This window comes from Streptococcus infantis, assembly GCF_047463615.1.
In the GTDB taxonomy this organism is placed as follows: domain Bacteria; phylum Bacillota; class Bacilli; order Lactobacillales; family Streptococcaceae; genus Streptococcus; species Streptococcus infantis_X.
Map to the genome: position 1 here is coordinate 317970 of NZ_JASHDO010000001.1, position 20764 is coordinate 338733.

General features: G+C 38.7%; 18 protein-coding genes and 2 pseudogenes. 1 reads left to right on the plus strand and 19 read right to left on the minus strand.

Translation table 11 applies throughout. From position 1 onward, the window contains the following. Positions 1-126: 126 nt before the first annotated feature. The 12 genes and pseudogenes from QM874_RS01610 to eno all read right to left on the minus strand — a co-directional run. Positions 127-603 (minus strand): annotated as a pseudogene (locus QM874_RS01610) (hypothetical protein); the annotation flags it as partial. Positions 604-788: 185 nt separating this feature from the next. After that, the gene (locus QM874_RS01615) at positions 789-989 is read right to left on the minus strand and encodes a hypothetical protein (protein WP_414315954.1); all 201 of its coding nucleotides are present in this window, start codon (positions 987-989) and stop codon (positions 789-791) included. Positions 990-1173: 184 nt separating this feature from the next. Continuing rightward, positions 1174-1498, minus strand: a pseudogene (gene tnpA, locus QM874_RS01620) (IS200/IS605 family transposase); the annotation flags it as partial. A 126-nt stretch (positions 1499-1624) separates the two neighbouring features. Further along, positions 1625-3448, minus strand: a complete 1824-nt coding sequence (gene lepA, locus QM874_RS01625) for a translation elongation factor 4 (RefSeq protein WP_414315955.1) — start codon at positions 3446-3448, stop codon at positions 1625-1627. A gap of 78 nt (positions 3449-3526) precedes the next feature. Then, positions 3527-4255 carry a metallophosphoesterase family protein gene (locus QM874_RS01630; protein WP_414315956.1) on the minus strand — a complete coding sequence of 243 codons (729 nt, stop codon included), beginning with the start codon at positions 4253-4255 and terminating at the stop codon, positions 3527-3529. Continuing rightward, on the minus strand, positions 4256-5923 hold the full coding sequence (gene recN, locus QM874_RS01635) for a DNA repair protein RecN (RefSeq protein ID WP_414315957.1): 1668 nt from the start codon (positions 5921-5923) through the stop codon (positions 4256-4258). Between the two features lie 6 nt (positions 5924-5929). Continuing rightward, positions 5930-6361 (minus strand): arginine repressor, encoded by a 432-nt coding sequence (locus QM874_RS01640; RefSeq protein WP_414315958.1) that lies wholly within the window; start codon positions 6359-6361, stop codon positions 5930-5932. After that, complete coding sequence (locus tag QM874_RS01645; RefSeq protein ID WP_414315959.1) at positions 6354-7169, minus strand: TlyA family RNA methyltransferase; 816 nt, start codon at positions 7167-7169, stop codon at positions 6354-6356. The genes QM874_RS01640 and QM874_RS01645 overlap by 8 nt, the downstream gene beginning before the upstream one ends. Beyond that, positions 7162-8037 carry a polyprenyl synthetase family protein gene (locus QM874_RS01650; RefSeq protein ID WP_414315960.1) on the minus strand — a complete coding sequence of 292 codons (876 nt, stop codon included), beginning with the start codon at positions 8035-8037 and terminating at the stop codon, positions 7162-7164. The genes QM874_RS01645 and QM874_RS01650 overlap by 8 nt, the downstream gene beginning before the upstream one ends. Beyond that, entirely contained in the window at positions 8034-8246 is a 213-nt protein-coding gene (locus tag QM874_RS01655) for an exodeoxyribonuclease VII small subunit (RefSeq protein WP_075567625.1), read from the minus strand. Before QM874_RS01655 ends, QM874_RS01650 begins: the two co-directional genes overlap by 4 nt. Next, positions 8224-9564 carry an exodeoxyribonuclease VII large subunit gene (xseA, locus tag QM874_RS01660; RefSeq protein WP_414315961.1) on the minus strand — a complete coding sequence of 447 codons (1341 nt, stop codon included), beginning with the start codon at positions 9562-9564 and terminating at the stop codon, positions 8224-8226. The genes QM874_RS01655 and xseA overlap by 23 nt, the downstream gene beginning before the upstream one ends. A 178-nt stretch (positions 9565-9742) precedes the next feature. Next, entirely contained in the window at positions 9743-11047 is a 1305-nt protein-coding gene (gene eno, locus QM874_RS01665) for a surface-displayed alpha-enolase (RefSeq protein ID WP_049531791.1), read from the minus strand. A gap of 163 nt (positions 11048-11210) precedes the next feature. On the opposite strand from eno, the gene QM874_RS01670 reads away from it, so the two are divergent. Next, on the plus strand, positions 11211-11654 hold the full coding sequence (locus tag QM874_RS01670; protein WP_414315962.1) for a DUF1694 domain-containing protein: 444 nt from the start codon (positions 11211-11213) through the stop codon (positions 11652-11654). Here QM874_RS01670 and QM874_RS01675 read toward each other — a convergent pair. From QM874_RS01675 to QM874_RS01705, 7 genes are all read right to left on the minus strand, one after another. Continuing rightward, positions 11651-12766, minus strand: a complete 1116-nt coding sequence (locus QM874_RS01675) for a glycerate kinase (protein ID WP_414315963.1) — start codon at positions 12764-12766, stop codon at positions 11651-11653. The two genes, QM874_RS01670 and QM874_RS01675, sit on opposite strands and share 4 nt — an antisense overlap. A 16-nt stretch (positions 12767-12782) precedes the next feature. After that, a complete protein-coding gene (gene serB / locus QM874_RS01680; protein WP_414315964.1) occupies positions 12783-13424 on the minus strand; it encodes a phosphoserine phosphatase SerB in 642 nt (213 codons plus the stop codon). A 62-nt stretch (positions 13425-13486) separates the two neighbouring features. After that, the gene (gene glgA, locus QM874_RS01685; protein WP_414315965.1) at positions 13487-14920 is read right to left on the minus strand and encodes a glycogen synthase GlgA; all 1434 of its coding nucleotides are present in this window, start codon (positions 14918-14920) and stop codon (positions 13487-13489) included. Further along, on the minus strand, positions 14917-16056 hold the full coding sequence (gene glgD / locus QM874_RS01690; protein ID WP_414315966.1) for a glucose-1-phosphate adenylyltransferase subunit GlgD: 1140 nt from the start codon (positions 16054-16056) through the stop codon (positions 14917-14919). The genes glgA and glgD overlap by 4 nt, the downstream gene beginning before the upstream one ends. Further along, positions 16046-17188 (minus strand): glucose-1-phosphate adenylyltransferase, encoded by a 1143-nt coding sequence (locus QM874_RS01695; RefSeq protein WP_414315967.1) that lies wholly within the window; start codon positions 17186-17188, stop codon positions 16046-16048. Before QM874_RS01695 ends, glgD begins: the two co-directional genes overlap by 11 nt. Beyond that, a complete protein-coding gene (glgB, locus tag QM874_RS01700; RefSeq protein WP_414315968.1) occupies positions 17178-19106 on the minus strand; it encodes a 1,4-alpha-glucan branching protein GlgB in 1929 nt (642 codons plus the stop codon). The genes QM874_RS01695 and glgB overlap by 11 nt, the downstream gene beginning before the upstream one ends. A gap of 480 nt (positions 19107-19586) precedes the next feature. Then, positions 19587-20627, minus strand: a complete 1041-nt coding sequence (locus QM874_RS01705) for a DMP19 family protein (RefSeq protein WP_414315969.1) — start codon at positions 20625-20627, stop codon at positions 19587-19589. Positions 20628-20764 lie beyond the last annotated feature (137 nt).

Below are 20764 nucleotides of genomic sequence, written 5' to 3' on the forward strand. Positions count from 1 at the left end.
TTGTTTGATAAAGCCCCGACAATCACTTTCAAACAGAAATATTGACAGTTATTTTTAATCCTCTATTTTAGCTCCTATCCATGAAAATAGCAGGCTTTTAAAACTTGAACCTGCTCCTATTATTTATTATTTTTTTGTTGCCCAACTTTCTTCAACCATTGGAAGCATTGTTTTTAATGTTTCCACTTCTCCTTCAAGGGATACATATCGAAACTTACTGTTGTCTGATTTAAAGATATTTGTATTCAAATATTTGCCATCTTTTTCAATACAGTTAATGACATAAGATTCCTATCCTCCAATAGTAGACTTAGCTCCCCAAAGTTTTGTAAAGTCTTTTTTATATAGTTTTGAATCATAGATACTTTTCGAGATTTGAACTGTTACTAGTGAAGCATATTCGCTCTCTGAAATTCCGAAGTGATCTGATTTGAAGGTATTGAGAGTTGCGATATTAATATTTGTTCCATCACAGTACTGGGAATCATTTCCAGCTTCAATCTCTTTGACCTGTATCCATGATTTTGGTATTTTTACATAACCATAATTATCGGAACCAACTATTTTAGTTTCCTCCGTTTGGCTAGATAAGATAGACGATGATTAAGTGCCACTGGGCCAGACGTGATTCGCAACCACGCAAATAAAGCCTCAGCACTTGCACTGCTGGGGCTTTTCCGTTACTCCTGACTTAGAAAACTATCACTTTTTCGCAGAATCCGTATAACAGATTTACGGAGCAGGTGCAAGAAAAGGCGTTTTTTGAGAGGTTCTGACTAAAAATACGTCTATTTATTTTTATTGTTTTTTATTGTAAAGTAGACCCAACCGAATGAACATAGGTTGTAAAAAGCAAATGAAAAAACTGCGAGGATAATAGCTTCTGTGTCTAAATAACCCATTTCGAGACCTCTTTTCAACAACAACAAGCCTGTAGTTTCGACAACGATCAAAAATAAAAATATATAAAAAATTTTCGCATTAAGCATATTGTTACCGCTTTCTGTATATGTAATTTTATTGTATAATAAAAATTTACAAAAATCAAAAAATCTTAACCACCTGTCTAACGGGTGGTTTTTACTAGGGCTATAAGCCCAAATTACCGGTCAGCGCCTAAAGACGCTGGCTTCGTTCTTGACTCGTCACAAGCCTCTCAAAGAGGCATATTTACTACTTGCCACTATCCCTAAAGGGATATTCAAATTCTTTTACACTTAATTTATCTAGTGCTATATCATACTTTACTAGTTCTCAAATTTTCATACTCGTGAAGAAATCATCCACTGGATAATTGAATATATTTCCTAATTGTGGCTTCATTGAGGCCAACTGTACTCACATAATATCCCTCTGCCCAAAAATGTCGATTTCCAAACTTATATTTCAGATTTGCATGTTTATCGAACATCATTAGAGCGCTTTTACCTTTTAAATAACCCATGATACTCGAAACACTTATCCTTGGCAGAATACTTACTAACATATGTAGATGATCTGCATTAAGTGTCCTTCGATAATAAGAAAAGTGTCAAAATATAACCTGTATTTTGACACTTAAAAAATCATTATTTTATATTTAGCTTATTATTTTCTTGAAATCTCTACTATTCTTGAGAAAAAACTATTCTTCATCCATACTCAAGACGCTAAGGAAGGCTTCCTGAGGCACTTCTACAGAACCGATGGCTTTCATGCGTTTCTTGCCAGCTTTTTGTTTTTCTAGGAGTTTACGTTTACGAGAAACGTCACCACCGTAACACTTGGCAAGTACGTTCTTACGAAGGGCCTTGATATCTGTACGAGCCACAATCTTATGTCCAATAGCTGCTTGAATTGGAACTTCAAATTGCTGACGAGGAATGATTTTCTTGAGTTTATCAACAATGAGTTTTCCTCGTTCGTATGCAAAGTCCTTGTGAACGATAAAGCTGAGAGCATCCACCTTATCACCATTGAGCAAAATATCCATTTTCACCAGCTTAGATGGACGATACTCTGACAATTCGTAGTCAAAGCTTGCATAACCACGAGTAGATGATTTCAGTTTATCAAAGAAATCAAAGACAATCTCAGCCAATGGAATTTGATAAATAACGTTAACACGATTTTCATCAATATAATCCATAGTCACGAAGTCTCCACGCTTGCGTTGTGCCAACTCCATAACTGCACCAACAAACTCCTGTGGAACCATGATCTGGGCCTTAACATAAGGTTCTTCAATGGTAGCAATTTTAGTAGGATCAGGAAACTCGGATGGATTCGATACATCCATAGACTCACCATCAGTCTGATTGACCTTGTAGATAACAGATGGAGCAGTCATGATCAAGTCAATGTTGAACTCACGTTCCAAACGTTCCTGAATAACATCCATATGAAGAAGGCCGAGGAAGCCACAACGGAAACCGAATCCAAGAGCTTGCGATGTTTCGGGTTCAAACTGAAGACTAGCATCGTTCAACTGCAATTTTTCAAGAGCTTCACGAAGGTCATTGTATTTATTTGACTCGATTGGATAAAGACCTGCAAAAACCATAGGGTTCATCTGCTTGTATCCAGATAGGGGTTCTGAAGCAGGGTTTGCCGCCAAGGTAACTGTATCACCGACACGAGTGTCTTGAACAGTCTTGATAGATGCTGCAATATAACCAACGTCACCTGTCGCAAGGAAGTCTCGTCCTACTGCTTTGGGTGTAAATATTCCGACTTCAGTAACATCAAAGGTTTTGCCATTGCTCATGAGCTGAATCTTATCACCTGGCTTAACAACTCCATCCATGACACGAACTTGGAGGATAACGCCACGATAAGCATCGTAAACTGAGTCAAAAATCAAAGCCTTTAATGGTGCTGATACATCACCAGTTGGTGCTGGTACTTTTTCAACGATTTGCTCTAGAATTTCTTCGATACCGATACCCGCCTTGGCAGAAGCCAATACTGCTTCGCTAGCGTCTAGACCAATGACATCTTCGATTTCTGTACGCACGCGCTCAGGATCCGCTGCTGGCAGGTCAATTTTATTGATGACTGGCATGATTTCCAAATCATTATCCAAAGCAAGGTACACGTTGGCAAGGGTTTGAGCTTCAATCCCTTGAGCAGCATCGACTACTAAGATAGCACCCTCACAAGCAGCTAGAGAACGTGATACCTCATAAGTGAAGTCCACGTGTCCTGGTGTGTCAATCAAGTGGAAGATATAGGTCTCACCATCTTTAGCCGTATAATTCAGCTCGATAGCATTGAGTTTGATCGTAATTCCACGCTCACGCTCCAAATCCATACTATCAAGTAGTTGAGCCTGCATTTCGCGACTAGAAACTGTCTCAGTCGCTTCTAAAATACGGTCTGCTAGTGTTGACTTCCCATGGTCAATATGGGCAATGATAGAGAAGTTACGAATCTTCTCCTGTCGTTTTTTCAATTCTTCTAAGTTCATCATTCTCTTCCTTTCAGGGTATCTATTAATTATAAATTGTTTTTAACATTTTGACAAGACCATACCCTGTTAGGAGTACTAATCTTCAGCAATAAAACCGTCATTTTCAATATAATGACGTTCAGTCATGCCTTGATCTGTAAAGATAATACCATGAAGAACACCACCATAGACAGCTCCCCCATCCATACCAACTTTACCATCTTCTGTTATCCAGAGTTCAGATGTGCCAGGTTTTTGATCCAACAAACCATAAACAGGAGTATGTCCAAAGACAATTGTTTTCCCAGTATGATTTTCTGCTTCATGGAAGGGCTTTCTGAGCCAGACTTTCTTATAATCTGTAGTTTCGTGCCAATCTTCCAAGGTCAAATCAATACCAGCATGAACAAATATATAATGTTCTGTTTCAATAACAAAAGGCATTTGACGAATAAAAGCAACTAGGTCTGCTGCTTCGGTCTCAACTCGTTTAGCATCTGCAATAGCATCAACTGGAGCATCCAAAGGTCGACCTAAAATAGAGTTGATGGTCGTATCACCACCATTTCGATGGTAGTGATCGTAACTCTCTGCTGGATTGTCTAACCAGGTTAAAAACATATACTCATGATTCCCAGACAAACAAATTGCGCCCTGCTTATCTACCAAGTCCTTGACTATCTCTAGAACACGGCGACTATCTTCACCTCGGTCAATCAAATCTCCAAGAAAAATAAGTTGAGTCTTCCCATCCCATGTCTTTAGTAGGTCCTCAAGCATTCCAACTTTTCCGTGAACATCTCCAATTACATAATAGTCTGTCATCTATTTCTCCTTACCTTTTAACAGTTCTCTTGCTTGTGTCAGAGCTGCTTCGGTCACATCTTCTCCTGCCAACATTTTAGCAACTTCTTCTACACGTTCTTCTAAACTCAACAAACGAACCGTTGAAACTGTAGAATTCTCATCACTCACCTTCTCGATAAAGAACTGATTGTCCGCGATAGCAATCACTTGCGGGAGGTGTGAGATAGCTAAGACTTGACCATGTTGTCCAATTTTATGAATTTTTTGTGCGATTGCTTGAGCCACACGACCTGAAACTCCTGTGTCTACTTCATCAAATACAATGCTGGTCTTGCCTTCCTTGCGGGAAAAAGCAGACTTAATAGCCAACATGAGACGAGACAACTCACCACCAGATGCTACTTTTACCAAGGGTTTAAAGTCCTCACCAGGGTTGGTTGATATATAAAATTCAACACTTTCATTTCCTTCTCGGCTAAATTTTCCACTGGTGAAACGGACTTGAAATTGGGCTTTTTCCATGTATAGGTCTTGCAATTCTTGCTTAATTTCAGCTTCTAAGTCCTGTGCCAAATGATGCCGAGCTTGAGCAACTTGACCCGCTAGGTCCACAAGATTCTTTTCAAGTTTCTTGAGTTCTACTTCCATATCCTCAGATGAGAGATTGTTCCCCGTTAAAAGATTATACTCATCTGTAATTTTTTCAAAATAGAGTAAGACATCGTCCACACTACCACCGTATTTACGTGTAATGGTGTGAATTAAATCCAAACGACTCTCAACCTGCATGAGGCGATTCCCATCGAAATCCAAATCATCGATGATGGATTCCAAGCGTTTGGTGATATCTTCTAAGACATAATAAGTCTCAGAAAGGGAGCTAGAAATCTCACGGTAGTCTGGATCATACTCTTCAAGACTTTCCATATCATTCATAGCTGAACGGACATTTGCTAGACTTGAGAACTCCTCGTTATCGAGCATACTATAAGCATTTGTCAAGGTATCCGCAATGTTTTTATGGTTAAGAAGTTTATCCCGTTCTTGATTGAGAGTCACATCTTCACCTGCTTTCAAATTAGCTGCTTCAATTTCAGCCATTTGAAATTCCAACATCTCAATTCGTGCCTTATGTTCTAGCTGATTTTTCTTGATATCAAGAACTTGTTTGCGCATTTGACGATAATCATCAAAGCTAGTCTGATAGGATTCTTTTAATTCGAAGAAATCAGCATCACCAAACTCATCCAGCATCTGAATATGTCGGTGTGGTCTCATTAGTTCTTCCTGATCATGCTGACCATGAATATCAACCAACTGTTGACCAATAGCCTTTAAAACGGAAAGATTAACCATTTGCCCGTTAACACGACTGATGCTTCGACCATTCTGCAAAATCTCGCGACGAATAATGATTTCATCACTCAATTCCAAGCCTTGTTCGTCAAAAATTTCTTGTAAAACCCGACTATTTTCAAGTGAGAAAAGACCTTCAATTTCAGCTTTAGGAGCACCGTGACGAATCACATCGGTCGTAGCTCTCGCTCCCAACATCATATTCATAGCATCGATGATGATTGACTTTCCAGCGCCTGTTTCACCAGTCAAAACAGTCATCCCTTCTTCAAAATTCAGAGAGATTGATTGAATGATGGCAAAATTTTTAATCGAAATTTCCAGTAACATATAAACCTACCAATTTTTAACTTGCTCAAAAATTTCTTTGGCTATTTCTTCACTTCTAAATACCATCAAGATGGAGTTATCATCGGCAATACAGCCAAAAATTTGATCAGCAAATGAATCTGCCAACTGACTCTTGACGAACGCAGTATTTCCTGGGATAACCTTCAAATTAATCATATTCCCCATGCGTTCACAATCGATAATGTTATTTTCTGCCAATTGCAAACTTCTAACGATTGATTTAGGTAGTTCATAAATGTAAGTATTATCTTTTAATGGAATTTTGACAATTCCAAGTTCCTTTATATCTCGTGATACAGTTGCTTGTGTTGCAGAAATACCGGCCTCTTTCAAATGCTCGACGATTTCTTCCTGGGTACCGATTTGATAATCTGTTACAAATCTTCTAATCTTTTCAAGTCTCTCTTTTTTATTCATCTTTAAACTCTCTATGTGCTCTCTCTACAACTTTTTCTATTTCAGTAACAACCTGATTGCTTGCTTGTTCCTCTTTACGCAAATAAGCAAGAAACTCTATATTTCCGTGTCCTCCTTGTATCGGAGAAAAATCCAATCCTAGGACAGAAAAACCTTCTCTGACTGCCATTTCCGTTACTGATTCCAAGACATGTTGGTGAACCTTGGCATCTCTGATAATCCCATTCTTACCAATCTGCTCACGTCCAGCCTCAAACTGAGGCTTAACTAGAGCAACAACCTGCCCTTGATCAGCTAAAACTCGGTGCAAGGCTGGTATAATGAGGCCTAGGGAGATAAAACTAACATCGATACTGGCAAAACTCGGTTCTTGTTCAAAGTCAGTCTTTTCAGCATAACGGAAGTTAAACTGTTCCATACTGATAACACGTGAGTCTTGTCTTAATTTCCAGGCTAGCTGATTGGTCCCTACATCAACGGCATAAACCAGTTTTGCACCGCTTTGAAGCATGACATCAGTAAATCCTCCTGTAGAAGCTCCGATATCAATGGTCGTTTTATCTTCAACAGTTAAATCAAATTTTTCTAAAGCCTTCTCTAACTTCAAACCACCACGACTAACATACTTGAGCTTCTCACCCTTGAGTTTCAACTCTGTATCATCAGGGATTTTTTCTCCAGGCTTATCGAACCGGTCCCCATTAAGTACAGCGACTACTAAACCTGCCATAACTCCTCGCTTGGCTTGTTCTCTAGTTTCAAATAAACCTTGTTTATATGCTAGTACATCTACTCTTTCCTTAGCCATCGATTCTCAAACTTTCTACTATTTTTACAATTGGTTCCTTGTCAAAGCTCACAACTTGGCTAATCTCTTCAAGTTTCGCATTAGCTTGATCCAAAGTTTGATTGCAAAACGCTATCGCCTGGTCTAATCCCAACAAAGCAGGATAGGTTGACTTCTCGACCTGCAAATCTTTCTGAGGTGTCTTGCCAATTTCCTCAAAACTTGCCGTAACATCAAGGATATCATCTCTCACTTGAAAAGCAAGTCCAATCAGTTCTCCAACTGTTTTAAGTTGATTTTGAAGATTTTTATCCAATCCAGCAATGATTCCAGCTGCTTGAAAAGGAAAGGCTAAAAGTTTACCGGTCTTATTAGCATGGATAGTCTGAAGTTCCTCTAAATTCAAGTGTTTTCCTTCACCTTCCATATCCAATACTTGACCAGCTACCATTCCCATACTACCAGAAGCAAGTGATAGATTTGCTATTAAATCTACCTTAGTTTGGCTTGGTAAATCTGCTTGGGCAATTAGAGCATAGGGGTCCAAAAAAAGCGCATCCCCTGCTAAAATAGCTAGAGCTTCACCATACACCTTATGGTTGGTCAAACGCCCCCGACGAAAATCATCATTATCCATAGCAGGAAGATCATCATGGATCAAACTTCCAGTGTGAATCATCTCAAGCGCCGCTGCAACCTGAGCATGAGCTGGCGCGATAGACAGCTGCAAGGACTCCAAAACTTCTAGAAGTAGATATGGGCGAATCCTTTTACCACCTGCATGTATGGAATAAAGAACAGCTTCTCTTAAACTGGATGCAAATTGTTGGTCACCATAAAAGTCTTCAAGAGCTAACTCAACCAAAGCTAATTTTTCCTGCTTGTTCATAGTAGTTCACTTTCTGTTCCATCTTCTTGCATAACCTTGACCAAGGTCTTTTCAGCCTTGTCCAGAGTTGCCTGCAATTCTTTTGATAGGATCATTCCTTTTTGAAAAGCAGCAATGGCATCTTCTAGTGCAATTTCCCCATTTTCCAAACTTTGAACAATAGTCTCAAGCTCTGCTAAATTTTCCTCAAATTTCTTTTGTTTTGACATCTCTTACCTCTAATTCTACTTGACCGTCCCTCATCAACAGTGATACTTGGTCATTTTCTTTCAAATCTCTCGCCGAAGCGACGACTACTTCGCCTTTCTTGACGATAGCATAACCTCTGGCTACAATTCGACTAGTATCTAGCATAAGGAGAGCTTCTGATAGACGCTTTACTTCAGCTACTTTTGCATCATAGGTCACAGCCATCTGGCTACGCAGCAGTTTCCTTAATTGTTGAATACGATCCTGATAACGCTGAATCTTGATGATTGGCGATGATTGTTCCAATCGGTGGATTTGTTCTTGAACCTTTTGTTGATTTCGAACCAATTCGGCATTTAATCCTTGCTTCAGTCGCAACTCTAACTGATCCAATCGTTGCAAATATCCATCATACAAACGTTCTGGTTGTCTAAAAATGACGGATTGACTGAGGTTTCTCAAAGCTTCTTTTTTCTTTGATAAAGTATGTTTAACAGCTGTAGTCATCCGCTTCTCTTGATTCTGAAGGTAGGTCAAAAGGTCTAACTTAGTTACTGGTGTAGCGAATTCAGCAGCAGCTGTCGGTGTCGCAGCCCTCTTATCCGCAACAAAATCAGCCAAAGTGACATCTGTTTCGTGACCCACACTTGAAATGATGGGTAACCGTGATTCAAAGATAGAGCGAACTACAATCTCTTCGTTAAAGGCCCAAAGATCTTCAATGGATCCACCACCACGTCCAATAATCAGAACATCTAAATCCTCTCGTTCATTAGCTCTCGCAATATTACGAGCAATCTCCTCTGATGCCCCTTCACCTTGAACTTTAGTAGGGTATAGGACAATCTCTACTCCTGGGAAACGTCTGCTAACAGTAGTAATGATATCCTGAATGACAGCACCACTTCGACTGGTCACCACACCAATTCGTTTTGCAAACTGAGGAATTGCTTGTTTAAAGCGTTCTTGAAAAAGACCTTCTTCTGATAATTTCTTTTTTAGCTGTTCAAACTGAATAGCAAGTGCACCGACACCGTCTGGTTCAACTTTTTCAATAATAATCGAATAGCTTCCACTTGGCTCATAGACTTGGACGCGACCAACTACATTGATCTTCATGCCTTCTTCTAAGTCAAAACCTAGTTTTTGATATATCCCCGACCAAATGGTTGCCTGAATAACTGCTCGGTCATCTTTTAGAGAAAAATACTGATGCGTTGGACGCTTACGGAAGTTAGAGACTTGACCAGTTAAATAGACCCGTTCCAAATAGGGGTCTCTATCGAATTTCATTTTTAAATACTTGGTCAAAGTTGTGACCGATAAATACTTTTCCATCTCTACCTCCTTCTTTTCTCTAGTTTACCTTGGGTATTATTATACCAAAAATATGCTTAAAAATCTCTTTTTTCATCACTAGAAAACGAAAACAAGACTGAATTTCTTTGATCTTTTTTTATAATATACAAAAGCCCCTGGAAAAAACCAAGGGCTTTTATTAGTTCACTGAACTATTTTATTTTTTCAAGTTGTAGAATGATTTCAATCCACGGTATTCAGCTACTTCACCAAGTTGGTCTTCGATACGAAGCAATTGGTTGTATTTAGCGATACGGTCTGTACGTGAAAGTGAACCAGTCTTGATTTGTCCTGCGTTTGTTGCAACTGCGATGTCAGCGATTGTTGAATCTTCTGTTTCACCTGAACGATGTGATACAACGGCAGTGTAACCAGCTTCTTTAGCCATTTCGATAGCGTCGAATGTTTCAGTAAGAGTACCGATTTGGTTAACTTTGATAAGGATTGAGTTAGCAGCGCCTTCAGCGATACCTCTTTCAAGGTAAGCAGTGTTTGTTACGAAGAAGTCGTCACCAACCAATTGAACTTTACCACCAAGACGTTCAGTAAGAGCTTTCCATCCATCCCAGTCGTTTTCGTCCATACCATCTTCGATAGTGATGATTGGGTATTTGTTTACCAATTCTTCAAGGTAGTCGATTTGTTCTGCAGAAGTACGAACAGCAGCGCCTTCACCTTCGAATTTAGTATAGTCGTATACTTTACGTTCTTTATCGTAGAACTCTGATGATGCACAGTCAAATCCGATAAATACGTCTTTACCTGGAACATAACCAGCAGCTTCGATAGCAGCAAGGATAGTTTCAACTCCGTCTTCAGTTCCTTCGAAACGAGGAGCGAATCCACCTTCGTCACCTACAGCTGTTTCAAGACCACGGCCTTTAAGGATTTTCTTAAGTGCGTGGAAGATTTCAGCACCCCAACGAAGAGCTTCTTTGAATGTTGGTGCACCAGCAGGTACGATCATGAATTCTTGGAAAGCGATTGGAGCGTCTGAGTGAGAACCACCGTTGATGATGTTCATCATTGGAGTTGGAAGAACTTTAGTGTTAAATCCACCAAGGTAGCTGTAAAGTGGGATTTCAAGGTAGTCAGCAGCAGCGCGAGCTACAGCGATAGACACACCAAGGATTGCGTTAGCACCTAATTTACCTTTGTTAGGAGTACCGTCAAGTGCGATCATAGCACGGTCGATAGCTTGTTGGTCACGTACATCGTAGCCGATGATTGCTTCAGCAATGATGTTGTTTACGTTGTCAACAGCTTTTTGTGTACCAAGACCACCGTAACGAGATTTGTCACCATCACGAAGTTCAACTGCTTCGTGTTCACCAGTAGAAGCTCCTGATGGAACCATACCACGTCCGAAAGCACCTGATTCAGTGTAAACTTCTACTTCAAGTGTTGGGTTACCGCGTGAGTCTAGGACTTCGCGAGCGTAAACATCAGTAATAATTGACATTTTATACTCTCCTTATGAGTTATATTTTTTACACCTCTATGATACCTTAAAAATCATCGTTTTTCAAGGAAAAACGTTATCTTTGTGCAAATTTTCCTTAACTTTATAAAGTAATCGCTTTCTTTTGTCTGTTTTCTCCTTTATTTTATGATATACTATTTTTATGACTGATGTATCAAAACAAATCCTAGAAAAAGCTCATGGTGGGCTTAAACTAAATCCAGATGAACAGAGACGTTTTCTCGGCACTTTTGAGGAACGTGTCCTTGGCTATGCAGACCTAGAAACAGCTAATGATGATAATTTTTATAAGGGTTATGTATCTATTTTAGAGAGTCTAAAAAAAGAATCTGAACCTCTGTTTGTCAAGATTTCTCCTCAAGTAGTATTTGAAAAACAGGTCTATTATTTAAAACAAGCCAAAGATGCTGACTGCCAAGCGACTATCGTTTCAGAAGATCACAATTCATCCCCTTTTGGCTTGATTATTCATAGTGATGCACCTGTTCAAATAAATGAAAAAGACCTTAAAAAGGCCTTTCCATACTTGTGGCAAGAAAAAGAGACCAAAGCTCCTACTTCTCTTTGGAAAAAATGGTTTGGTTAATTCTTCTTCAAAGCTAAGATCTGACCAATGTTTGCCGCTGTATTTTCTAAATAGACTGTTGCCTTTTTCAGACTCTCTTCTAGTGGTTCACTTTTTTCTAAGATAGAAAAGGCTGCAACGAGATTTTCAAATGGTAAGGATGGTAAATCCTCTGACAAACTCCCACAAATAGCAATAACTGGAACACCATCTGGTGTTCTTTTTGCTACTCCAATTGGAGCCTTGCCAGCAAGACTTTGAGCGTCTAACCTACCTTCACCAACGATGACAAGATCTGCATCCGTAACCTTCTGATCAAAACCGATTAGATCTAAACAAGTTTGAATACCAGACACAATTGTTGCTCCAGCAAAAGCACATAAGCCAGCTGCAATACCGCCGCCTGCTCCAGCTCCTTCCAGCTTTAAGATTTCAGGGGCCACATCACGATAGAAGTTTTCAATAGCATCATCAACTTTTTGAAATTGAGCTGGGTTTAACCCTTTTTGCTTCCCAAATGTATAGGTGGCACCGCGAATTCCACAGAGTGGATTGGTAACATCTGCTAAGATTTTGATATGCACATCAGAAGGAATAGATATAACTTTCTCCTTTGAGATATCAGTAATTTCAAACAAAGACTGACCAATAGCTAGAAGTTCATCTCCATTTTTGTCATAGAACTGGTAACCAAGTCCTGAGGCAATTCCAATACCACCATCGTTACTGGATGTCCCACCAACTCCTATATAGATCTCTTTCATTCCTTGTTTGATTAAATATAGGATCAGTTGACCAATCCCCTTTGTTTGAATCTTCAGGGGCTTTCTTTTTTCAACAGGAATTTTAGCAAGACCTATCAAATCTGCAACTTCAAATAAAGCAAGATTTTCTTTATAAACATAAGGCATTTTCACCTCATCTCCATAGGGGCCTGTCACTAAAGCAGTTTTTTCTACAAGACCAAGTGAATTTTTAATGGCATCCACTGTTCCTTCCCCTCCATCGCCAACAGGTAAAAGTAGAAACTCTGAATCGGGTAAGGATCTTTTCAAGCCTCCTTTAATCGCTTCAGCTACTTCATTTGCGGGGAGACTCTCCTTAAAGGAATCTGGTGCGATTACAATTTTCATACTCTCCTCTTTCTAGTCAAAGAAAATCTATCAGTTTCATTACTTTTGCGAAATCTCTCTCATCAATATGATGCGGGATTTCATTTTTTAGAAAATCCTTGGCACAGAAGGCAACTCCAATGCCAGCTCTCTTCAACATTGCTAAATCATTAGCTCCATCTCCAATAGCAATTGTTCTATCAATTGGTACCTCTAATTCATCAGCCCATCTTACTAGGGTTTCTTTTTTAACTTCTCTGCTGATAATAGGACCAACAAGATTTCCAGTTAAATGACCATCTCTGATTTCCAGTTGATTAGCAGCAAATAATGAAATTCCTAAATCTTTTGCTATTCTTTCAACCACAGGTGTAAATCCACCCGAAACTAAACCCACTTCTATCTGATTTTTTTGCAGAGTGTTAATAAATTGCGCAGCATTTTTACTAAGGTGTAGTTCATGATAAATCTTATCAAAAGTATCTACAGATAGTCCTTGTAATAAAGAAACACGTTTTCTCAGGCTTTCTTCAAAATCAAGTTCTCCTCTCATAGCTTGGGCAGTCAGTAGAGCTACTTCTTCTTCACATTCTGCTTCTTTCCCCAACAAATCAATAACTTCCTCTTCTATCAGTGTCCCATCTACATCCAGTACACAGAGTCCTTTAATTTTTTTCATATAATTGCCTTACTTTCAGAATCTCAAAAAATCGTATGAAGGTATCATACGATTTTAACTATTTAGTTTGCTAAACTGTGATACAAATCAAGATATGACTTGCAGGCTGTATCCCAAGAGAAATCACATTCCATGGCTTGAACTTGCATATTTTTCCAAACATCAGGATGGTTGTGATAAACATCCAAAGCTGTTTGCAATGCCCAGATGAGCCAGTATGGAGTTAGGTTGTTAAAGCTAAAGCCTGTACCTGTTCCTTCAATTGGATTAAAGGCTTGAACAGTATCTCTAAGTCCACCCACCTCGTTTACTAAAGGAAGCGTACCATATCTCATGGCCATCATTTGTGAAAGTCCACACGGTTCAAAGCGACTTGGCATGAGGAAAATATCACATGCTGCATAAATCTCTTGAGCTAATTTCACATCGAAAGTAATATTGGCAGAAAGTTTTTCTGGGAATACTTGACTAAACCAAGAGAAAGCTTGTTCAAATCCTGGATCTCCAGTTCCTAAGAGAACAATTTGAATATCCTCTTGAAGCATACGATGCAGGCTTTCAACCACCACATCAAAGCCCTTCTGACGAGTCAAACGTGACACGATACCAATCATTGGAACATCAGGACGTACTGGAAGACCAACTCTTTCTTGAAGTTTCGCTTTATTTTGAGCTTTTCCTGACAGATCAGTTTTATTAAAATGATACTCTAGTAAAGCATCCGTCTCTGGGTTGTATAGATCAGTATCAATTCCGTTTACAATACCAGAAACCTTACCAGATTCCATACGAAGAATCTGATCAATACCGCAACCAAACTCTGTAGTCATGATCTCATAAGCATAGCTCGGTGACACGGTTGATACACGGTCTGCATAGAGAATACCAGCCTTCATCCAGTTAAGACAATCATTCCAACGAACTGTTCCATCAGCGTAGCGCTCAAATCCAACCCTGAACAAGTCCCAAAGCATGCTTTCAGAGAATTGACCTTGAAATTCCAAGTTATGAATGGTCAAAACAGTCTTGATTCCTTGGTAGGCTTGAATCCATCTGTACTTTTCCTTCAATAAGAAAGGAATCATTGCTGTATGGTAGTCATGAGCGTGGAGGACATCAGGGATAAATCCAATACGCTCCATCGCTTCAAGGGCTGCAAGTTGGAAGAAGGCAAAGCGTTCACCATCATCAAAATCTCCATACACATGTCCGCGGAAGAAATAATATTGATTGTCAATAAAGTAGAAAGTAACACCATTTAAAACAGTTTTCTTAATTCCACAAAATTGTCTGCGCCAACCAACATATACTTCGAATTGAAGGACATCTTCGATCTGATCACCAAACTTGGCTTCAACCATGTCATAGTAGGGTAAGATAACAGCAACTTCATGCCCAGCTTTTACTAATGATTTAGGAAGTGCTCCGATAACGTCTCCCAATCCACCTGTTTTTGAAAAGGGAGCGCCCTCTGCTGCTACAAATAAAATTTTCATGAAAGGACATCCTCTGTTACTTTTTCGCCTTTTTTGATGATAACAGGATTTTCTGCTGTACCTCGAATAACAACTCCCTCAGCTATTTCAGCACCCTTATCTACAATTGCATACTCAACTTGTGCACCTTTACCAACGATAACGCGAGGGAAAATAAGAGACTCTTTAACCAAGCTATCTTTATTGATTCGAACATTACGCGAAATAATAGATTTATCCACTTCACCTTCAATGATACTACCAGAAGCAAATTGAGATGTGTTCACTTTTGAACCTGATGCATAGTAGGTAGGTTCTTCGTTTTTAACTTTAGTATGAATTTTTTGATTTGGTGAGAACAAAGAGTAGAATTTTTGCTGATTCAGCATATCTAAATTAGCTTGATAGTATGTTTCTACTGAATGAATATTTGCTAGGTAACCTGTATATTCATAGGCAAAGGCACCTTCTTTTGCTGCCAAATCACGAAGAACATAACGTAATTTTTCTGGATGCTCTTTTTGAGCTTCTTCTTCCAAACGCTTAATCAACCATTGAGTGTCTACAACAAAGATATCTGTTGACATATTGTAGAAATCTTGGTCAGATTTTTTATCAAAGAGTTTGTGAGAAAGCACGTGGTCAGTTTCATCAATATCAAGGATAGCATTTACTTCTGAAATATCTTTCTTAGGTAATTTCTTATAAACTACTGTAATCGGTGATTTTGTTGTATTATGCAAATGGAAAACTTGATTGAGATCGATATTCACTAAAACATCACAGTTCAAGGAAACGGTTTGGTCTGAACCTGAACGTTTTAGGTAAGTCAAAAGTTGTTGATAGTACTCTTTACCAACAGTGCTACTTTCTACACGAGTATTGTAGATTCCAAGATAGTAGTGGCTAAGAAGGGTATTTAAGCCCCACTCACGACCTGAACGAATATGGTCAAATACAGAGCTGATGTTATCTTGTTGGAAGATTCCAAAGATACTACGAACCCCAGCATTTGCTAAACTTGAAAGTGGGAAGTCAATCAAACGATACTTTCCTCCAAATGGCAAACTTGCCACTGGACGGTTACTTGTCAAGGTTGACATATCATGGAAACCAACGGTATTTCCTAAAATCGCTGAATATTTATCAATCTTCATCTGTTGCTACCCCCACTACTTCGTTATATCCGACAACTTGTACTTCTTCTGTACCATCAATTTCAACACCATCGGCAATAATTGCACCTTCACCGATGATTGCACGTGTAATTTTAGCACCTCTACCGATAACTGCTCCACTCATGATGACAGAATCAACAACTTCTGCTCCCTTACGAACTTGAGCAGTTGTAGAAAGAATAGAGTGTTTCACTGTACCATTTACGTAACAGCCGTCCACTACAAGAGAGTCTTCTACTTGAGCAAATTCTCCAAGGAAGTTTGGTGGAGCGATAAGGTTACGAGAATAAATTTTCCATTGACGGTTACGGCTATCTAGAGCATTTTCTGGAGAGATGTATTCCATATTTGCTTCCCAAAGTGATTCGATAGTACCAACGTCCTTCCAGTATCCATTGAATTCATAAGCATAGACACTTTCACCAGTTTCAAGATAGTTTGGAATAACGTTTTTACCAAAATCTGACATATCAATATTAGCCTTTTCAGCCGCAACTAGCATATTGCGAAGTCGTTTCCAATCAAAGATATAAATACCCATTGAGGCCTTAGTTGATTTTGGTTGGGCAGGCTTTTCTTCAAATTCGACAATACGATTATTAGCATCTGTATTCATGATACCAAAACGGCTAGCTTCTTTTAATGGTACATCCAAGACAGCAACTGTCAAGCTGGCATTATTGTCCTTGTGTGATTGGAGCATATCATCGTAGTCCATCTTGTAGATATGGTCACCCGAAAGAATCAAAACATACTCAGGATTGATGCTGTCGATATAGTCGATGTTTTGGTAAATGGCATGACTTGTACCTTCAAACCAACGATTTCCTTCACTTGCAGAGTAAGGTTGAAGGATAGAAACACCTGAATCAATTACATCAAGACCCCAACTAGAACCATTACCAATGTGGCTGTTGAGAGCTAGTGGTTGATACTGTGTGATAACCCCAACATTATGGATACCAGAGTTGGCACAGTTAGAAAGAGCAAAGTCAATGATACGGTAGCGCCCGCCAAATTGCACAGCAGGTTTTGCTATACTCTGAGTGAGTTTACCGAGACGAGTTCCTTGCCCACCGGCAAGGATTAAAGCTAGCATTTCATTCTTCATTTTCTACTCCTTTTTGAGATTTATTTGATTCTTTTTTAGCGGGTTTCAAGCGACGTTTGATTTTCCAGATACTTGCCCCCAAAGCTGGCAAGGTAAAGGTCAATGTCTGCTCATAATCCTTCCACAATCCTTCTTGAGTTTGAACAGTTTGATTATGCTCTTTCCACACACCACCCCATTGTTCTAACTCTGTATTCCAAATTTCTTCATAAATACCTGCAACTGGAAGACCAATTGTGAAGTCAAGGCGTTCAACTGGTGCCATATTGAAGACACAGACTAGCATCTCGCCTTTCTTGCCTTTTCGGATAAAGGAAAGAACACTCTGATCTCTGTTATCCGCATCAATAATTTCAATACCGTCATAGCTTGTATCAATTTCCCAAAGACAACGGTGGTCTTTATAAAGCTGATTCAACTGTGATGTAAAGTATTTCATCTTGGCATTCATTGGATCTTCTAGGTTAGACCACTCTAATTGCTCTTCAGATTTCCACTCTAAGAATTGACCAAATTCGCTACCCATGAAGAGTAATTTCTTACCAGGGTGACAAATTTGATAAGTGTAAAGGTTTCTCAAACCAGCAAATTGATTGTAACGATCACCCCACATCTTATGCATCATACTCTTCTTACCGTGGACAACCTCATCATGTGAGAATGGTAGGAGATAATTTTCATTAAAGACATACATGAAGCTGAAGGTCACAAGATTAAAGTCATACTTGCGGTAAATTGGATCTTCTTCGTAGAAACGTAGGATGTCATTCATCCACCCCATGTTCCACTTGTAGTCAAATCCAAGTCCACCCATTTCCTTCATGCCAGTAATCTTGGTACCTGAAGAAGACTCCTCTGCAATCATCATAACATCCGGATGAGCTAGTTTAATAACATCATTCAAACGTTGTAGGAAATAATATCCTTCATAGTTAAGATTGCCACCGTCTTTATTTGGTGTCCATGGAGCATTGTCATAATCTAGATAGAGAATATTACTTACGGCATCTACACGAATACCATCTAGATGATAGAAATCAATCCAGAACTTAATGCTAGAAATCAAGAAAGACTGAACTTCATTTTTACCTAAGTCAAAGTTTAGTGCTCCCCAACCATAGTTATGAGCTTTGTTATGATCTTGATATTCAAAAGTTGGTGTACCGTCGTAGTATGCCAAAGCATCATCATTGATTGTAAAGTGACCTGGCACCCAGTCCACAATTACACCGATATTGTTGATATGACATTCCTCAACGAAGTCTTGAAACTCTTCGGGACGACCATAGGCATGCTCTAAGGCGAAGTAGCCCATGAGCTGATAACCCCAACTCAAACCAAGTGGGTGAGCCATCAAAGGCATAAACTCGATATGAGTGTAGTTCATCTCAACGAGATAAGGGATGAGCTCTTCTTTGAGTTGAGCGAAACTATAAGGGGTTCCATCAGGATTTCTCTTCCAAGATCCTGCATGCGCCTCATAGATGTTAACTGGTCTCTCGAAAAATCCCCAACGTTTTCTACGAGCTAACCAAAGACCGTCTTTCCATTTTTTCTCAGGAATTTCTGTTAAAACAGCCCCTGTGCCTGGACGAGCTTCAAAACGAACTGCCAAGGGATCAATTTTCATGAGTTGATGCCCATTAGCACGAGTAATATGATATTTATAAATATGTCCCTCTTGAGCTAAAGTGGTAAAAACTTCCCAAACTCCAGATTCATTACGAACCATGGGGATTTGATTTTCAATCCAGTTAGTAAAATCACCAACTAGATGGACAGCTTGCGCATTTGGAGCCCAGACACGAAAAGTATAGCCATACTCCCCATCTCTTTCCTCACGATGTGCTCCCAGATAGTGCTGAAGATGGAAATTTTCACCACTGGTAAAAGTTCTTAAAGCTTCTAATGTATCCATTAAATCCCCCTTTTATTTGAAAGCGTTTTCTTATTTTTTATTATACTACCTTTTTAGAGAAGTTTCAAGTAAATTACTATATTTTAAAAAAATATTTTGAAAATCTGAAAAGAATTCTCTGATGCGTCCTGGGAAAATCATTTTAATTTTCTGATTTATCTTCACCTCTTTTCATTTTCTTACATTTTTATATAATAGTAACAAAATATTCGGATTTAAGCAATTTTTAGCCTGATATTTTTTAAAAATATATTGAAAATCCGTAAATATAGAGTTTATAACATTCAATTTATACTCAATGAAAATCAAAGAGCAAACTAGGAAGCTAGCCGCAGGCTGTACTTGAGTACGGTAAGGTGAAGCTGACGTGGTTTGAAGAGATTTTCGAAGAGTATTAGGTTTCAACTATTCAGAAACCAAGAATTTCCCCCTAAAAAATAGAGCAGACTTCCAATCTGCTCTATCTTTATTTACTATTCTTTACGATTTATCTGCGCTTCCCTGAAAAATAAATTTCTCTGGATACTTTTTGATAAAACTTAGTTCATTCTCATTTCCATCATAATCATAGATAAAATCATCTGCTTCATCCAATTTCTCATAAAAAGCATCACCATACTCTTCTTCCATCTGTGCTAGCAGCTCAGATCTCTCTTCTCTATCAAAGGAGATAGTTCCGCCAAAGTATGCAAGGAGATTTTTGAAATTAGCAGCATGCTCCTTCATTCCAAATAGTTCGAAGCCCTTTAAAGTATCTTTCCAGACAATCCCTGTCGAATTATCGAAAAATTGATAGTGACCTCCATTGTTTACTTCGATAAAATACCAGATAATCGCCAAAAGGTATCTTTGTTCTAAAGTAAAGATTTTTGCAGAATCGAGATAGTCTTTATAGGTGTTATAGATGTTAACAGTTTCGTATACTGGTTCAATAATATCCCAAGAGTCTTCTGCCTTTCGAACATCTTCTATCGTAATATTCTTGTAAAATTTCTTATTCTGTTCAGTTTTCATTTCTTGATTAGTTTCATTAACATCTTCAAAATAGTATTTCTGTAGCAGGGGATAGTCTGTTGGCTTGCCTTCAAAAACTTCCTTTAGAGAACCTACTTTAACCAACTCAATACACCAATCAATGACTGGATTTGTTGGGGAGGCAGCATTTTTGATAGCATTTTCTAATAAATCTAGAGCCTGATTAGCTTCAGTTTCAAAGTCCTTGTTCGAATCACTAGATAAACGCCAATGAGTAAAACCATTTCGATAATACCAAATAGCATCCCTATCTTCTTCAGAAACCATCTCTAAAACTCTTTTGGCTTCTTCGAATTGACTCCAATTATTATAGACTTTGGCTAGTTCACTAAGGACTTGGCCACTTACATTTTCTAAGCCAAGCTCTGAGAGGATTTCCTTTATCTTTTCGAATTGATAGGTATGCTTAATGTCTTTGATACACTGAAGTTTTTCCTCTTCATTTAAAGTGATGAATTTTTCCAGAGTAATTGTATTGATATCCATAGCTACCTCCCGCTAAAACTAATGAACTTTTATAATTTTAATTCAATTTGTAATGAAACTTCTGCTTTTTCTATCGTCTCCAAGATAAACTTTCTAGAAGTATAGGCCGAGATCAAAAATCCCGACCTCACATTTTA

Bases quoted from the DNA above. Each gene is read 5' to 3' on its own strand.
- QM874_RS01645 (WP_414315959.1), bottom strand. From the start codon at position 7,169: ATGGCTAAGGAAAGAGTAGATGTACTAGCATATAAACAAGGTTTATTT.
- QM874_RS01705 (WP_414315969.1), bottom strand. From the start codon at position 20,627: ATGGATATCAATACAATTACTCTGGAAAAATTCATCACTTTAAATGAA.
- QM874_RS01630 (WP_414315956.1), bottom strand. From the start codon at position 4,255: ATGACAGACTATTATGTAATTGGAGATGTTCACGGAAAAGTTGGAATG.
- QM874_RS01655 (WP_075567625.1), bottom strand. From the start codon at position 8,246: ATGTCAAAACAAAAGAAATTTGAGGAAAATTTAGCAGAGCTTGAGACT.
- glgD (WP_414315966.1), bottom strand. From the start codon at position 16,056: ATGAAGATTGATAAATATTCAGCGATTTTAGGAAATACCGTTGGTTTC.
- QM874_RS01650 (WP_414315960.1), bottom strand. From the start codon at position 8,037: ATGAACAAGCAGGAAAAATTAGCTTTGGTTGAGTTAGCTCTTGAAGAC.
- xseA (WP_414315961.1), bottom strand. From the start codon at position 9,564: ATGGAAAAGTATTTATCGGTCACAACTTTGACCAAGTATTTAAAAATG.
- lepA (WP_414315955.1), bottom strand. From the start codon at position 3,448: ATGAACTTAGAAGAATTGAAAAAACGACAGGAGAAGATTCGTAACTTC.
- eno (WP_049531791.1), bottom strand. From the start codon at position 11,047: ATGTCAATTATTACTGATGTTTACGCTCGCGAAGTCCTAGACTCACGC.
- QM874_RS01695 (WP_414315967.1), bottom strand. From the start codon at position 17,188: ATGAAGAATGAAATGCTAGCTTTAATCCTTGCCGGTGGGCAAGGAACT.
- glgA (WP_414315965.1), bottom strand. From the start codon at position 14,920: ATGAAAATTTTATTTGTAGCAGCAGAGGGCGCTCCCTTTTCAAAAACA.
- QM874_RS01670 (WP_414315962.1), top strand. From the start codon at position 11,211: ATGACTGATGTATCAAAACAAATCCTAGAAAAAGCTCATGGTGGGCTT.
- QM874_RS01640 (WP_414315958.1), bottom strand. From the start codon at position 6,361: ATGAATAAAAAAGAGAGACTTGAAAAGATTAGAAGATTTGTAACAGAT.
- recN (WP_414315957.1), bottom strand. From the start codon at position 5,923: ATGTTACTGGAAATTTCGATTAAAAATTTTGCCATCATTCAATCAATC.
- QM874_RS01615 (WP_414315954.1), bottom strand. From the start codon at position 989: ATGCTTAATGCGAAAATTTTTTATATATTTTTATTTTTGATCGTTGTC.
- glgB (WP_414315968.1), bottom strand. From the start codon at position 19,106: ATGGATACATTAGAAGCTTTAAGAACTTTTACCAGTGGTGAAAATTTC.
- serB (WP_414315964.1), bottom strand. From the start codon at position 13,424: ATGAAAAAAATTAAAGGACTCTGTGTACTGGATGTAGATGGGACACTG.
- QM874_RS01675 (WP_414315963.1), bottom strand. From the start codon at position 12,766: ATGAAAATTGTAATCGCACCAGATTCCTTTAAGGAGAGTCTCCCCGCA.